The 14,326-nt window shown below is 71.9% G+C and carries 13 protein-coding genes; 7 read left to right on the top strand and 6 right to left on the bottom strand.

Annotation, left to right across the window (positions count from 1 at the left end; all coding sequences use genetic code 11):
• Positions 1–39: 39 nt before the first annotated feature.
• From AB0E91_RS19315 to AB0E91_RS19300, 4 genes are all read right to left on the bottom strand, one after another.
• Positions 40–1,107, bottom strand: coding sequence for a trypsin-like peptidase domain-containing protein (locus AB0E91_RS19315; RefSeq protein WP_361782919.1), 1,068 nt, complete (start codon positions 1,105–1,107; stop codon positions 40–42).
• Positions 1,108–1,193: 86 nt separating this feature from the next.
• Positions 1,194–1,970 (bottom strand): methyltransferase domain-containing protein, encoded by a 777-nt coding sequence (locus tag AB0E91_RS19310; protein WP_361782916.1) that lies wholly within the window; start codon positions 1,968–1,970, stop codon positions 1,194–1,196.
• Positions 1,971–2,053: 83 nt separating this feature from the next.
• Entirely contained in the window at positions 2,054–2,650 is a 597-nt protein-coding gene (locus AB0E91_RS19305) for a DUF3043 domain-containing protein (protein ID WP_361782913.1), read from the bottom strand.
• Positions 2,651–2,761: 111 nt separating this feature from the next.
• Entirely contained in the window at positions 2,762–3,970 is a 1,209-nt protein-coding gene (locus AB0E91_RS19300) for an RNA-guided endonuclease TnpB family protein (protein ID WP_361782910.1), read from the bottom strand.
• A 35-nt stretch (positions 3,971–4,005) separates the two neighbouring features.
• Here AB0E91_RS19300 and AB0E91_RS19295 point away from each other — a divergent pair, with 35 nt between their 5' ends.
• The 3 genes from AB0E91_RS19295 (at position 4,006) to AB0E91_RS19285 (ending at position 5,643) form a co-directional block, all read left to right on the top strand.
• Positions 4,006–4,509 (top strand): transposase, encoded by a 504-nt coding sequence (locus AB0E91_RS19295; RefSeq protein WP_361782907.1) that lies wholly within the window; start codon positions 4,006–4,008, stop codon positions 4,507–4,509.
• Between the two features lie 61 nt (positions 4,510–4,570).
• Entirely contained in the window at positions 4,571–5,332 is a 762-nt protein-coding gene (locus tag AB0E91_RS19290) for a PspA/IM30 family protein (RefSeq protein ID WP_237525521.1), read from the top strand.
• A 32-nt stretch (positions 5,333–5,364) separates the two neighbouring features.
• On the top strand, positions 5,365–5,643 hold the full coding sequence (locus AB0E91_RS19285) for a hypothetical protein (RefSeq protein ID WP_161180703.1): 279 nt from the start codon (positions 5,365–5,367) through the stop codon (positions 5,641–5,643).
• 22 nt (positions 5,644–5,665) lie between these two features.
• Here AB0E91_RS19285 and AB0E91_RS19280 read toward each other — a convergent pair whose 3' ends face one another.
• On the bottom strand, positions 5,666–7,084 hold the full coding sequence (locus tag AB0E91_RS19280) for a hypothetical protein (RefSeq protein WP_361782903.1): 1,419 nt from the start codon (positions 7,082–7,084) through the stop codon (positions 5,666–5,668).
• A 274-nt stretch (positions 7,085–7,358) separates the two neighbouring features.
• On the opposite strand from AB0E91_RS19280, the gene AB0E91_RS19275 reads away from it, so the two are divergent.
• From AB0E91_RS19275 to AB0E91_RS19260, 4 genes are all read left to right on the top strand, one after another.
• Positions 7,359–8,579 (top strand): histidine kinase, encoded by a 1,221-nt coding sequence (locus tag AB0E91_RS19275; protein ID WP_361782900.1) that lies wholly within the window; start codon positions 7,359–7,361, stop codon positions 8,577–8,579.
• The gene (locus tag AB0E91_RS19270) at positions 8,576–9,253 is read left to right on the top strand and encodes a response regulator transcription factor (RefSeq protein ID WP_361782897.1); all 678 of its coding nucleotides are present in this window, start codon (positions 8,576–8,578) and stop codon (positions 9,251–9,253) included. Before AB0E91_RS19275 ends, AB0E91_RS19270 begins: the two co-directional genes overlap by 4 nt.
• A 178-nt stretch (positions 9,254–9,431) precedes the next feature.
• Positions 9,432–12,548 (top strand): efflux RND transporter permease subunit, encoded by a 3,117-nt coding sequence (locus AB0E91_RS19265; protein WP_361782894.1) that lies wholly within the window; start codon positions 9,432–9,434, stop codon positions 12,546–12,548.
• A gap of 127 nt (positions 12,549–12,675) precedes the next feature.
• Complete coding sequence (locus AB0E91_RS19260) at positions 12,676–13,038, top strand: hypothetical protein (RefSeq protein ID WP_361782891.1); 363 nt, start codon at positions 12,676–12,678, stop codon at positions 13,036–13,038.
• A gap of 69 nt (positions 13,039–13,107) precedes the next feature.
• Here AB0E91_RS19260 and nadA read toward each other — a convergent pair whose 3' ends face one another.
• Positions 13,108–14,292, bottom strand: a complete 1,185-nt coding sequence (nadA, locus tag AB0E91_RS19255) for a quinolinate synthase NadA (RefSeq protein ID WP_361782888.1) — start codon at positions 14,290–14,292, stop codon at positions 13,108–13,110.
• Positions 14,293–14,326 lie beyond the last annotated feature (34 nt).

Here is a 14,326-nt window from a genome sequence, read left to right as displayed (position 1 = left end):
AGTTCCCCGCGCCCCTCGGCGAGCGCTTCGCGCCGCCGCTCACTGTTCGCCCAGTGTCACTTCCGCTGTTCTCTCCTGGCCGTTTCGCTGGTACGTCACTTTCACCCGCTGGCCCGGCTTGTCCGCTGCCAGGGCTTCCGCCAGGGCCGTGACCGAGGTGATCGTGGTGTCGTCCAGGCGGGTGATGACGTCGCCGGCGTGGAGGCCCGCGCGGGCCGCGGGGCCGGCGGGGGTGACGGTGACGACGGCCGCGCCGACGGGGCGGTAGCTGTCGTCCACGACCGTGCGGGCGCTGATGCCGAGCGCGGCGCGGCCGGAGTCCGTGACCTTGCCGTGCTCGACGATCTGACCGGCGATCGTACGCACCATGGAGGACGGGATGGCGAAGCCGATGCCGGGCGCCGCGCCGCCCATCCCGGGGTCGGCGGCGCCGAGCGTCGGGATGCCGATCACCTGGCCGTCCAGGTTCACCAGCGCGCCCCCGCTGTTGCCCGGGTTGATCGCGGCCGAGGTCTGCACCATGTCGGCGATGGTCGCGCCCGTGCCGCCGCCCTCGTCGCCCTCGCTGACCGTCCGCCCGGTCGCGGAGACGATGCCCTGCGTCACGCTGGAGGACAGCCCGAACGGCGAGCCCATGGCCAGCACGATCTGGCCCACCTGCACCTTGGCCGAGTCCGCGAACACCGCGGGCTTCAGCCCGGCCGGCACCCGGTCCAGCTTGATCACCGCGAGGTCCTGGTCGGGGTAGGAGTAGACGAGGCTCGCGGCCAGCTGTTCCTCACTGCTGGCCGTCGTCACCTTGAAGGTCTTCTCCGCGCCGACCACGTGCGCGTTGGTGACGATGTGCCCCTGGGTGTCGAAGACGACCCCCGAGCCGAGATCCCGGCTCGCCTGGATCTGGACGACCGACGGCAGGGCTTCCTTGATCACCCGCTGGTACTGGTCCTGGAGCTGGTTCGACACCTCGGGCACCGCGGCCCGCGCGGCCGACGGCTCCGCCGGGCTGGTGGCCGGCGCCGAACAGCCGGAGCCGAGGACGGCGGCACACACCAGCACGGCGGCGGCCGGGGCCACCCGGCCGAGGGCGCGGGTACGGGAAGCGTCCATGCCCCGAGTCTGAGCGCGCGGGGCCCGCACCAGCCCGCCGGATACGCCCGAACGGGCTCAGCCCCGCCCCCGCACAGGAGACGGGCTCAGCCCCGCACCCCGCACAGGTGCAGCAGCGCCGCGACCCCGCGGTAGGGGTCCGTACGTCCGGCCCGCTCCTCCACGTCGAGCAGTCCGGGCACGTCGGCGGCCGGATACGAAGACGGCGGGGACGGCGGGGCGGCACCGGACGCGGGGTCGTCCGCGTCGGCGAAGTCGGTGAAGACGCCCACGCCGTACCAGGCGTGCAGCGGGGCGGCGATGCCGTCGAGGGTCGCGGTCAGCACCGCGAGGCGGTCGGCGCGGCACCGGGGACCGGGCTCGGCCGGGCCCTCCCCGTCCGCCTCGGACCGCGAGCGCGGCAGCAGGGCGGTGGCGTCGAGCGCGGCCAGGGCGCCCGCCCAGTCACCGGCCAGTCCCGGCCGCATCGCGAGCGCGTCGCCGTTGCGCACCAGCAGCGAGAGCAGACCGCCGGGCGCGAGCATCCTGGCCAGACCCGCCACCAGCGGATCGGGCTCCTCGACCCGCATCAGCAGCCCGTGGCAGAGCACCACGTCGAAGCTGCCCGGCAGGAAGTGCACACCGGTGTCCCGCCCGTCGCCGTGCACCAGCCGGACCCGCTCGCGCACGCCCTCCGGCTCGGCGGCCAGGTTGGCGCGCGCGGCCGCGACCACCACCGGGTCGTTCTCGACCCCGGTGACGTGATGGCCGAGCCGGGCCAGCCTGAGCGCTCCCGCGCCCCGGCCGGTGCCCACGTCGAGCACCCGCAGCCGCCGCCCCAGGGAATAGCGCGCCCGGAGCTGCTCGTCGAGCTGCCGGGTCACCAGTTCATGGCGCAGAAGGTCACGCGGAACACCGGGTCCGTCCGGCCGGAGCCCGGCGGCGGCCCGGGGAGCTGCGTCTGCGCTCAGGGCCGCTCTCCGCGCTTGACCTGCGGCTTGGGCAGCCGGAGCCGGCGCATCTGGAGCGAGCGCATCAGGCCGTAGGCCACCGCGCCCCTGCGGTTGTCGCCCGGGAAGCGCTCGGCCAGCGCCTTGCGCAGCCGCACGCCGCTCCAGATCGAGTCGAGCACGATGAGCACGATCACGATCAGCCACAGGAGCAGGGCGATGTTCTGCAGCGCGGGCACCCGCACGATGCTGAGCACCAGGATCACGATGGCCGCGGGCAGGAAGAACTCCGCGACGTTGATCCGCGAGTCCACCCAGTCACGGGCGAACTTCCGGATCGGCCCCTTGTCACGGGCGGGCAGGTACCGCTCGTCGCCGCCGGCCAGGGCCTTGCGCTGGCGCTCCAGAGCGCTCCGGCGCTCCTCGCGCTGGCGCTTGGCCGCGTCCTTGCGGTTCGTCGGCGTACTGGCCACGCTGCGCCGCTGGGACTGGGCCTCACTCCGCTTGGGAGTGGGCCTGCCCTTCGGGGCCTGCGGGTCACGGGTCTGCTTGGAGTCGGTCACCTGCGCCTTGTCGGCGGGGGCCTTCTCTTCCTTGGCACGGCTACGGAACACAAAACCCAAGGGTACGGGCTTCCCGGCATGGACCCCAGCCCTCTGGGGAACGATCCGGCAACACCCGGCGTCTTTGACATCCTCGCCGCCCTGAAGGACGGCGGTTCCCGCCTACCGCGCCGTTGAAGGCTGCGGTGTCGGGTGGGTTCCTGCTTCGTTGCGCGGTGCGGGCACGGGTGCCCGTCTTACCTGCGCTCGACAGGCTGTCACGGCCAGTCCGGCCGCCTTGGCGACGTTGACCGCCGCGTTCACGTCCCGGTCGAGGACCGCCCCACACGCCCTGCATGTCCACACACGGACGTGCAGGGGCTTGGGGCCGTCCTGGATGCCGCACTGCGAGCACACCTGGGAGGTGGGCTCGAAGCGGCCGATCCGGATGAAGGTGCGCCCGTACCGGGCGGCCTTGTAGGCCAGCATGTTCACGAATGCCGACCATCCGGCGTCGTGCACTGACTTGGCCAGGCGCGTGCGGGCGAGTCCTTTCACCGCCAGGTCTTCCACCGCGATCGCTTGGTTCTCGCGGATCAACTTCGTGGAGAGCTGGTGGTGGAACTCACGGCGCGAGTCGGCCACCCGCGCGTGAGCACGGGCGACCTTGGCCCTGGCCTTGTCCCTGTTCTTCGAACCCTTGACCTTGCGGGACAACTCCCGCTGCGCCTTTTTCAGCCGCTTCTCGGCCCGGCGCAGGAAGCACGGGCTGTCGACCTTGGTCCCGTCGGAGAGGACAGCGAAGTGCCCGAGCCCGAGGTCGATGCCCAGCTCGGACGTCGCCTCGGGCAGCACCTCTTCCGGGCCGGTCTCCACCACGAAGGACGCGAAGTACCGGCCCGCGCTGTCCTTCACCACGGTCACCGTGGACGGCGTCGACGGCAGGGAGCGGGACCACTTCACCTTGAGGTCGCCAATCTTCGGCAGGCGCAGCTTCTGTCCCGGCGTGATCGACCAGCGGGCGTTCGCAGTGAACCGGACCGTCTGCCGGGTGTCCTTGCGGGACTTGTACCGAGGCGCGCCCATGCGGGGACGCTTGCCCTTCAGGCCGTCGAAGAAGTTCCGGTACGCGGTGTCCAGATCCCGCAGGGACTGCTGCAGGACGACCGCCGACACCTCGCCGAGCCAGGCCCGCTCGGGGGTGTTCTTCGCCTCGGTGATCAGCGTCTTGGACAGGTCCCCGGTCTTCGGGAACGGCAGACCCCGCTCGCGGGCGGTCTCCCGAGCGCGGAGCGCGTCGTTGTAGACCACCCGCGCGCACCCGAACGCCCTCGCCAACGCCGCGCGCTGACCGGCGCCCGGGTACAGGCGGAAGCTGTACCGAAGCTGCACACCGATCACCGTACGCACCGGGATGACAGGTATCGATGAGAACATTCATGCGATCCATCACCGTTGTTCCGTACGCGTGTCCGTCTGGCTTTCGTGACGAAGTACCGGCACGCCGTCTTCGCCGACCGGCACCTGACGCGCTCAAGGGCATGTCCTCCCGCCGTCTTCGCCAGGAGTTCCCCGATCTCGTCCGCCACTACCGGCGGGCACAGCGCCTGTGGCCCGGCTCGTACTGCGCCGGATCCCTCGGCGGTGCGCCGCTCAGCACCGGGCCAGAGCAGGACTCGGATGCGCTTCACCACCGGACTGAAGCCTGGTGCACTACGAACAGACTCGGTAGCAGGGGCCGCGTCGGGGGGACACGGGGGACGAAACGGGTGGACATGTGGGGACGAACGGGACGCCACCCGGGGATCACCTACTCCTCACGCCGGAGCGGGGGCGTTCGCCCTCGTCCCTGGGGAGGAGAGCATGAGCTCCCGAACGGTGCGGTAATGGAGGCAGGGCCCGTACTGTGGGTTCTGTCGCAGGATCGGTGAGCTGGAGTCCGTCAGAAGGGGGCGCGCGAAGCCCATGAGCGGTGTCATGAAGCGTATGGGGATGATCTTCCGCGCGAAGGCGAACAAGGCCCTTGACCGGGCCGAGGACCCGCGCGAGACCCTCGACTACTCGTACCAGAAGCAGCTGGAGCTGCTCCAGAAGGTGCGCCGGGGCGTGGCCGACGTGGCGACCTCCCGCAAGCGCCTGGAGCTCCAGCTCAACCAGTTGCAGCAGCAGTCCGGGAAGCTGGAGGACCAGGGTCGCAAGGCGCTCGCGCTCGGCCGCGAGGACCTGGCCCGCGAGGCGCTCTCCCGGCGCGCCGCCCTCCAGCAGCAGGTCACCGACCTGGAGACGCAGCACGCGACGCTCCAGGGCGAGGAGGAGAAGCTGACGCTGGCCGCCCAGCGCCTCCAGGCCAAGGTGGACGCCTTCCGTACCAAGAAGGAGACCATCAAGGCCACCTACACCGCCGCCCAGGCGCAGACCCGCATCGGCGAGGCGTTCTCCGGCATCTCCGAGGAGATGGGCGACGTCGGCCTCGCGATCCAGCGCGCCGAGGACAAGACCGCCCAGCTCCAGGCCCGCGCCGGTGCCATCGACGAGCTGCTCGCCTCCGGCGTCCTGGACGACCAGTCCGGCATGGCCAAGGACGACATCCAGGCCGAGCTGGACCGCCTCTCCGGCGGCTCGGACGTCGAGCTGGAGCTCCAGCGGATGAAGGCCGAGCTGGCCGGGGGCTCCCCGCAGCAGGCCATCGAGGGCGGCACCGGTCAGGGACAGGACCGGCAGTCGCAGGACACCCCGCGCTTCGACAAGCAGTAGCCCGCCGCCGGGACCGAGCCGAGGAGGCCGTCGTGATCGTACGGATCATGGGAGAGGGCCAGGTGCGGGTCGACGACGCGCACTTCACCGAGCTCAACAAGCTGGACGACGAGCTGCTCGCCGAGATGGAGAGCGGTGACGAGGCGGGCTTCCGCCGCACCCTCACCGCCCTCCTCGACGCCGTCCGGGGCTTCGGGACCCCGCTGCCGGACGATTCCCTGGAGCCCTCCGAGCTGATCCTGCCCACCCCGGACGCCACCCTGGAGGAGGTCCGGGAACTCCTCGGGGACGACGGACTGATCCCGGGCTGACCTGACCGGGACCTCGCGTGTCTCAGTTCAGCGTGAACCACGTGGTGCGGGACTTCTGCCACTCCGGGTGGGAGAGGTCCTTCGCCGCGGTGCCGTCGCCGTAGAGGTCGGCGCTGCCGTCGTCGGTGATCAGCTGCACCCGGCCGCCGGGCACCGACAGATCGGGCACGGACACGATCGACTCCCAGCCACCCGCGTCCGCCGTCGGCAGGTCCAGCGCCTTCACCGGCTGGTGTCCGGGCACGCCGTCCCACGTGTAGAGGGCGTAGGGCGCGCTGTTGTCCTCCGCCGCCCAGGACCCGGCCAGGATCAGATACCGCCCCTGGTCGTCGCGGCGCAGATCCCGCACCGACAGACCGCCGAGGTCCAGCTCGACCGGCGCGCCGAAGGCCGCCTTCGTGCCGCGTGCCACCTGGTCCAGGTTGGTCACCGGCACCAGCAGCGCCCTGCCGCCCTCCTGCGGCGGGACCAGCGGGGCGCGGAAGCCCAGGTAGGCGGTGGTGGTGGAGCCGGGCGCGAACTCCAGGCCCTCCACGTTGAGACCGTCCACCTGCTTCGGGGTCTGCCCGTCGGCGGTCGCGGCGGCGAAGCCGTACCGGTCGCCGTTCGCCCGGTCCCAGGCCACCAGGTCGTCGCGCAGCCGGTGTCCCGCCGTCCCGAAGGTCACCGAGGTCGCCGCGCCGGAGCCGGAGAGCGTGGTGGTGAAGACGGTGTTGCGGTCGGGCTTGTACTCGCCGTCCTTGTTGTTGCCGAGCGAGCCGGTCCAGTAGACGGTGTTGCCGACCCGGGTGCCGCCCTCGATGTCCACCTCCTTGTCGGCGCCGAGCGCGTCGCCCAGGTCCCAGCTCTTCACGGGCGCCCCGGAGGCCGAACCGTCGTACAGGCGCAGGGTGTTGTCCTCGTCATTGGCGACCAGGAGGTGGCCGTTCCCGGCGTCCACGGCGGCCGAGGCGTCCGACGCGCCGGTGAGATAGCGGGCGTCGGCCGAGTGCTGGACGGCAGGGGAGGCCGCGTAGTGCAGGGTCGCGGTGGCCGTCTTGCCGCCGAGCCCGGTCACCTTCAGGGTGAGGTCGGTGTAGCCCTGCGCGTGGGCGGTCACGGCGACCGTACGGGTCCCGCCCGCGCCCGTGACCCGCACGTCCCCCGTGCCCGCCACCGACGACTTGCTCGTCTTGCTCGCGGCCACCGTCAGGTCGGAGGCGTCCGCGCCGCTCTGCGCGACCGTCGCCGTGACGACCGGGTCGCCGCTCGCGCCGACCGCGCCCGACAGATATCCGGCCGACAGCTTGATCGTCGGCGTCCCGTAGCTCGCGTTGATCGTCGGCGTCCCGTAGCTCGCGGCCGCCGCCGGGACGGCCGGCAGCAGCGGGGCCACCGCCGACACCAGCGCGAGCGCGGCGGCGGCCCGGGCGGTGCGGAGGGACGAGGGGTGAGGGCGCACGGAGGCCGCCTTTCGTCGACTGGACGCGTCCGGCCGCCTGGGCGCGGACGCCGAGCAGAAGGCTGGGCCGGTACGGCCAACACCGGGCGTCCGTCATGGATACCCGGGGCGAACACCGGCCGACACCTGACGGCCCGCGGCGGCCCCCCGGCGTCTTCTGGCGGGCGGCGGCCGGCCGTGGGCGCCCCGTGGCAGGCCGTGGCTGGCCGTGGCAGGCCGTGGCAGCCCTGGGGACCGATTCCCGTACGCCGCCCGGCGCCCGTACTGTTCACCGGTGAGCACTCTCCAACGCGCCCGGTACGGAGCGCAGGCCCACCCCCTCGCGCTGGACGCCGTCCTCGGCGGTCTGGTGCTGCTGTGCATGATCGGCAGCTCCTTCGCCTCGCCGCACGGCGAGCACGGGGTCACCTGGGGCGAACGCGCCCCGGACCCGCTCAGCGTGGCCCTGATGGTCGTCGGCGCTCTCGCGCTGGTGCTGCGCCGTCGCGCGCCCATGGCCGTCCTCGCCGTCACCGGCACGTGCTCGCTCGTCGAGTGCGTCACCGGCGACCCGCGCGCCCCCGTCGTGATGTGCGCCGTCGTCGCCCTCTACACCGTGGCCTCCACCACCGGCCGGGCCACCACCTGGCGCGTCGCGCTGCTCGTCATGGCCGTGCTCACCGCCGCCGCGATGCTCGCCGGGCCGCTGCCCTGGTACGCGCAGGAGAACCTCGCGATCATCGCCTGGACCGGCATCGGCGCCACCGCGGGCGACGCCGTGCGCAGCCACCGCGCCTTCGTGCAGGCCATACGGGAGCGCGCCGAACGCGCCGAACGCACCCGCGAGGAGGAGGCCCGCCGCCGGGTCGCCGAGGAACGGCTGCGTATCGCCCGCGAGCTGCACGACGTGGTCGCCCACCACATCGCCCTGGTCAACGTGCAGGCCGGGGTCGCCGCCCATGTCATGGACCGGCGCCCCGACCAGGCCAAGGAGGCCCTCGCGCACGTCCGCTCGGCCAGCCGCTCCGCGCTCGGCGAGCTGCGCACCACCGTCGGCCTGCTGCGCCAGTCCGGCGACCCGGCCGCCCCCACCGAACCCGCCCCCGGCCTCAACCGCCTCGACGAGCTGGCGGACACCTTCCGCAGCGCCGGGCTCCCGGTGGAGGTCGCCCGCGCCGACCAGGACACCGAACTGCCCGCCGCCGTCGACCTGGCCGCCTACCGGATCGTCCAGGAGGCCCTGACCAACGCCCAGAAACACGCCGGGACCGGCGCCAAGGCCGAGGTCAGCGTCGTACGGGTGGGACCGAACATCGAGGTCAGCGTGCTGGACAACGGGCCGGGCGTCACCAGCGCACCCGGCGCGGGCGGCGGGCACGGGCTGCTCGGGATGCGCGAGCGGGTCACCGCGCTCGGCGGCACCCTGACCACCGGACCCCGCTTCGGCGGCGGCTTCCGCGTCCATGCCATCCTGCCGGTCAAGACCCGTACGACCGACCGGGAGGAGCCCGCGTGACGATCCGCGTCCTGCTGGCCGACGACCAGGCCCTGCTGCGCAGCGCGTTCCGGGTGCTGGTGGAGTCCGAGCCCGGCATGGCCGTCGTGGGGGAGGCGTCCGACGGGGCCGAGGCGGTGCGGCTGGCCAAGGAGCGCGCCGCCGACGTGGTCCTCATGGACATCCGGATGCCCGGCACCGACGGGCTCGCCGCCACGCGGATGATCGACGCCGACCCGGACCTGGCGCAGGTCCGCGTGGTCATCCTGACCACCTTCGAGGTGGACGACTACGTGGTGGAGGCGCTGCGCGCGGGCGCCTCGGGATTCCTCGGCAAGGGCAGCGAGCCCGAGGAACTGCTCGCCGCGATCCGGCTCGCCGCCGAGGGCGAGTCGCTGCTCTCCCCGGCCGCCACCAAGGGCCTGATCGCCCGCTTCCTCGCCCAGGCCGGCACCGTCGCCCCCGACCCGGTCCGCCTCGCCCGTCTCGACGCGCTCACCGGGCGTGAGCGCGAGGTGCTGGTCCAGGTGGCCGGGGGGCTCAGCAACGACGAGATCGCCGAGCGCCTGGAGGTCAGTCCGCTGACCGTGAAGACGCACGTCAACCGGGCCATGGCCAAGCTCGGCGCCCGCGACCGGGCCCAGCTCGTGGTCATCGCCTACGAGTCCGGGCTGGTACGTCCCCGGACGGAGTGACCTCCACCCGCGTGTACTGCGCGTGGAGTAGGAGGCGGATAAGAGACGGGACCTGGGGCCTACGGAGCGGGGTCCGGCCATGGGTCAGGGTATGGGGTGGGCGCCTTTTCCGTGCCCGCCCAAGCTGCTCCGCCCGTCCCAGCAGCTTCTGCCGCTCACAGAAGAGAGACCCTGTCCCATGTCCTGGCTGTCCCGGTTCAGCCTGAAACAACGGGCCCTCGTCGGCCTGGTGTCCCTCGTCGCGCTGCTCTTCGGAGCCATCGCGATACCCCAGATCAAACAGCAGCTCCTGCCCACCATCGACCTGCCCATGGTGTCGGTGATCGCGCCGTACCAGGGCGCCTCGCCCGACGTGGTCGAGAAGCAGGTCGTCGAGCCCATCGAGAACAACCTCCAGGGCGTCGACGGCATCACCGGTGTCACCTCCACCGCCAGCGAGGGCAACGCCGTGATCATGGCGTCCTTCGACTACGGCAACGACACCAAGCGGCTCGTCACCGACGTGCAGCAGGCCGTGAACCGGGCCCGGGGCCAGCTCCCGGACTCCGTCGACCCGCAGGTCATCTCCGGCTCCACCGACGACATGCCCACCGTCGTCCTCGCCGCGTCCTCCGGCCAGGACCAGCAGGCGCTCGCCGACAAGCTGGACCGTACGGTCGTCCCCGCGCTGAAGGACATCGACGGCGTCGGCCGCGTCCAGGTCACCGGCGTCCGTGACGTCCAGGTGACCGTCACGCCGGACGACGCCAAGCTCGCCAAGGCCGGTCTGGCCCCCGCCGCGCTGGTCCCCGCGCTGCAGGCGGGCGGCGCGACCGTCCCGGCCGGTTCCTTCGACGAGGACGGCGCCAACCGCACCGTCCAGGTCGGCGGCGGCTACACCTCGCTCGCACAGATCCAGGACCTGATGGTCACCGGCGCCCCCGGCGCCAAGCCCGTGCGCCTCGGTGACGTGGCGAAGGTCGAGGAGCGCCCGGCGCCCTCGGACTCCCTCACCCGCACCGACGGCCGGCCGAGCCTCGCCGTCAACGTCACCATGGACCACGACGGCAGCGCCGTCGCCATCTCCCAGGCCGTCAAGGACAAGCTGCCGAAGCTGCGCACCGACCTCGGCGCGGACGCGAAGCTGACCGTCGTCAGCGACCAGGGCCCGGCGGTCTCCAAGGCCATCGACGGCCTGACCACCGAGGGCGCCCTCGGTCTGCTCTTCGCGGTCCTGATCATCCTGGTCTTCCTGGCCTCGGTCCGCTCCACGCTGGTCACGGCGGTCTCCATCCCGCTCTCCGTGGTCCTCGCGCTGATCGTGCTGTGGACGCGCGGCCTGTCCCTGAACATGCTCACCCTGGGCGCGCTGACCATCGCCATCGGCCGGGTCGTGGACGACTCGATCGTGGTCCTGGAGAACATCAAGCGTCACCTCGGCTACGGCGAGGAGCGCGGCCAGGCCATCATCGGCGCGGTGCGCGAGGTGGCCGGAGCGGTCACGTCCTCGACCCTCACCACGGTCGCCGTCTTCCTGCCGATCGGCCTGGTCGGCGGCATGGTGGGCGCCCTGTTCGGCTCCTTCAGCATCACCGTGACGGCGGCCCTGCTGGCCTCGCTGCTCGTGTCCCTGACGGTCGTTCCGGTGCTGTCGTACTGGTTCCTGCGCGCCCCGAAGGGCACCCCCGAGGACGCCGAGGAGGCGCGCCGCCGGGCCGAGGAGAAGGAGGCGGACAGCCGTCTCCAGCGCCTCTACGTCCCGGTCCTGCGGTTCGCCACCCGGCGCCGTCTCACCAGTGTGCTGATCGCGGTGGTCGTGCTGCTCGGCACCTTCGGGATGTCCGGGCTGCTGAAGACGAACTTCTTCGACCAGGGCGAGCAGCAGGTCCTCACCGTCAAGCAGACGCTGAAGCCCGGCACCAGCCTTCAGGCCACGGACGCGCAGGCCAAGCGGGTGGAGAAGCTGCTCGGCTCGATCAAGGGCGTCAAGGACTACCAGGTCACCATCGGCTCCTCCGGCTTCATGGCCGCCTTCGGCGGTGGCACCGACACCAACCAGGCGTCGTACCAGGTCATGCTGGAGGACGGCGCGTCCTTCGACGCCGTGCAGAAGCACCTGACGGACGGGCTCGCGGGGCTCGACGGCATCGGCACGACCACCGTGTCCGGCGGCGACAGCTTCGGCAACCAGGACCTCAGCGTCGTGGTCAAGGCGGCCGACCCGGCCACCCTGAAGACCGCCGCCGAGAAGGTCCGCTCCACCGTGGCGGGCCTGGACGACGTCACCGACGTGACCAGCAACCTCTCGCAGAGCGTGCCGCGCATCTCGGTCAAGGCCAACGGCAAGGCGGCCGCCGCCGGGTTCGACCAGCAGAAGCTGGGCGGCGCCGTCGCGCAGGCCATACGCGGCCTCCCCGCGGGCAAGGCGATCCTGGACGACACCGAGCGCGACATCGTGGTGCGCTCGGCCAAGCCCGCGACCACGCTGGCCCAGCTGAAGAACCTGAACCTGGGCCGGGTCAAGCTCGGTGACATCGCGACGGTCCAGCTGGTCGACGGCCCGGTCTCCATGACCCGTATCGACGGCCAGCGCGCCGCGACGATCAAGGGCCGGCCGACCGGGGACAACACCGGCGCGGTCAGCACCCAGCTGCAGGCCAAGCTCAAGACGCTGAAGCTCCCGGCGGGCGCCACGGCCGAGATCGGCGGTGTCTCCTCCGACCAGGACGACGCGTTCAAGAACCTGGGCCTGGCCATGCTGGCGGCCATCGCGATCGTGTTCATGCTGCTGGTGGCGACGTTCCGCTCGCTGGCCCAGCCGCTGATCCTGCTGGTCTCCATCCCGTTCGCGGCGACCGGCGCGCTCGGCCTCCTCATCGTCACCGGCACCCCCATGGGCGTCCCGGCGATGATCGGCATGCTGATGCTCATCGGCATCGTGGTCACCAACGCGATCGTGCTGATCGACCTGATCAACCAGTACCGGTCCCAGGGCTACGGCGTCGTCGAGGCGGTCGTGGAAGGCGGTCGCCACCGCCTCCGCCCCATCCTCATGACGGCCCTGGCGACGATCTTCGCCCTGCTCCCCATGGCCCTCGGCGTCACCGGCCAGGGCGGCTTCATCGCCCAGCCCCTCGCCGTCGTCGTCATCGGCGGCCTGATCACCTCCACCCTTCTCACCCTCCTCCTCGTCCCGACGCTCTACGCCATGCTGGAACTCCGCAAGGAGCGCCGCGCGGCGAAGAAGGCGGCCAAGAAGGCGGGCCCGGCGGAGCCGGAGGCTACGGCGGACGAGCCGGAGCCGGTGAAGGTGTAACCGGCCGGTTCTCGGCGGCCAGGGGCCCGAAGCGCACACCCGTGCACTCCGGGCCCCTGCCCTTTTCTCAGGTCACAATGGTGCGGCGGACCCCGGGGAGGGGTCATGAGCCGAGGGGGGAGCCCACATGGGAGTACTCGACTGGCGGCGGCGACGCCGGGCGAACGCGGCGATCGACCGGATCGCCGACGTGGTCGGCACGGGGGACACGCTGCTGGCGGACGCCATCGCCTACGGCAGGGAGGGGGAGCCCACTACGATCCCGGGCGTCGCGCAGTGCTGCGACGAGCACTTCCACTTCAGGGCGGACGCGGAACCAGCCTTTGGGGCCGGGGGCTGGTTCGTCCCGAGGTCGCGGATCGGGTGTGTGCAGGAGGGCGCGGCGCCGGGGGAGCTGGTGGTGACCTTCGATCCGCCGGCCCGCTTCCGGGCCGTCGTGGTCACGCCCGTGCTGCACCTGGACAAGTGGCGGGCGCTGGACCCTGACTGAGAAGCGGACGAGGAGGGCCCGGAAGACACGGGATGTGTCTTCCGGGCCCTCCTCGTCCGCTGTCGCGGGCTACGGCAGCGCCAGCATCCGCTCCAGCGCCAGCTTCGCGAACGCCTCCGTCTCGCGGTCCACCTCGATGCGGTTGACCAGGGTGCCCTCGGCGAGGGACTCCAGGGTCCAGACCAGGTGGGGGAGGTCGATGCGGTTCATGGTGGAGCAGAAGCAGACCGTGCGGTCGAGGAAGACGATCTCCTTGTCCTCGGCCGCGAAACGATTCGCCAGGCGGCGGACGAGGTTCAGCTCGGTGCCGATGGCCCACTTGGAACCGGCCGGGGCCGCCTCCAGGGTCTTGATGATGTGCTCCGTCGAGCCGACGTGATCGGCCGCGGCGACGACCTCGTACCGGCACTCGGGGTGGACCAGCACGTTGATGCCGGGCACGCGCGCGCGGACGTCCTCGACCGACTCCAGGGAGAAGCGGCCGTGCACGGAGCAGTGGCCGCGCCAGAGGATCATCTTGGCGTCGCGCAGCTGCTGGGCGGTCAGCCCGCCGTTCGGCTTGTGCGGGTTGTAGAGGACGCAGTCCTCCAGGGACATGCCCATCTCGCGCACGGCGGTGTTGCGCCCGAGGTGCTGGTCGGGCAGGAACAGCACCTTCTCACCCTGCTCGAAGGCCCAGTCCAGGGCCCGCTTGGCGTTGGACGACGTGCAGATCGTGCCGCCGTGCTTGCCGGTGAACGCCTTGATGTCGGCCGAGGAGTTCATGTACGACACCGGCACGACCTGCTCGGCCACGCCCGCCTCGGTCAGCACGTCCCAGCACTCGGCGACCTGCTCGGCCGTCGCCATGTCGGCCATGGAGCAGCCGGCGGCGAGGTCGGGCAGGACGACCTTCTGGTCGTCGGAGGTGAGGATGTCGGCCGACTCGGCCATGAAGTGCACACCGCAGAAGACGATGTACTCGGCCTCCGGACGCGCGGCGGCGTCCCGGGCGAGCTTGAAGGAGTCGCCCGTGACGTCCGCGAACTGGATGACCTCGTCACGCTGGTAGTGGTGGCCGAGGACGAAGACCTTGTCCCCGAGCTTCGCCTTCGCGGCGCGGGCGCGCTCGACGAGGTCCGGGTCGGAGGGCGCGGGCAGATCGCCGGGGCATTCGACGCCCCGCTCGCTCTTCGGGTCGGCGCCGCGGCCGAGCAGCAGCAGGGCGAGCGGAGACGGCTGGACGTCGAGCTGCGGGGTCTGGGCGGTGGTCACGACACCTACCCTTTCTGGTTTTCGTCTAACTGAC

This window comes from Streptomyces sp. NPDC026659 (assembly GCF_040638245.1).
GTDB lineage: Bacteria > Actinomycetota > Actinomycetes > Streptomycetales > Streptomycetaceae > Streptomyces.
Note: the sequence above shows the minus strand (reverse complement) of the source record. Positions and strands in the feature narration are given on the sequence as shown.

Bases quoted from the DNA above. Each gene is read 5' to 3' on its own strand.
- AB0E91_RS19315 (WP_361782919.1), bottom strand. From the start codon at position 1,107: ATGGACGCTTCCCGTACCCGCGCCCTCGGCCGGGTGGCCCCGGCCGCC.
- AB0E91_RS19295 (WP_361782907.1), top strand. From the start codon at position 4,006: ATGAGAACATTCATGCGATCCATCACCGTTGTTCCGTACGCGTGTCCG.
- AB0E91_RS19290 (WP_237525521.1), top strand. From the start codon at position 4,571: ATGATCTTCCGCGCGAAGGCGAACAAGGCCCTTGACCGGGCCGAGGAC.
- AB0E91_RS19265 (WP_361782894.1), top strand. From the start codon at position 9,432: ATGTCCTGGCTGTCCCGGTTCAGCCTGAAACAACGGGCCCTCGTCGGC.
- AB0E91_RS19260 (WP_361782891.1), top strand. From the start codon at position 12,676: ATGGGAGTACTCGACTGGCGGCGGCGACGCCGGGCGAACGCGGCGATC.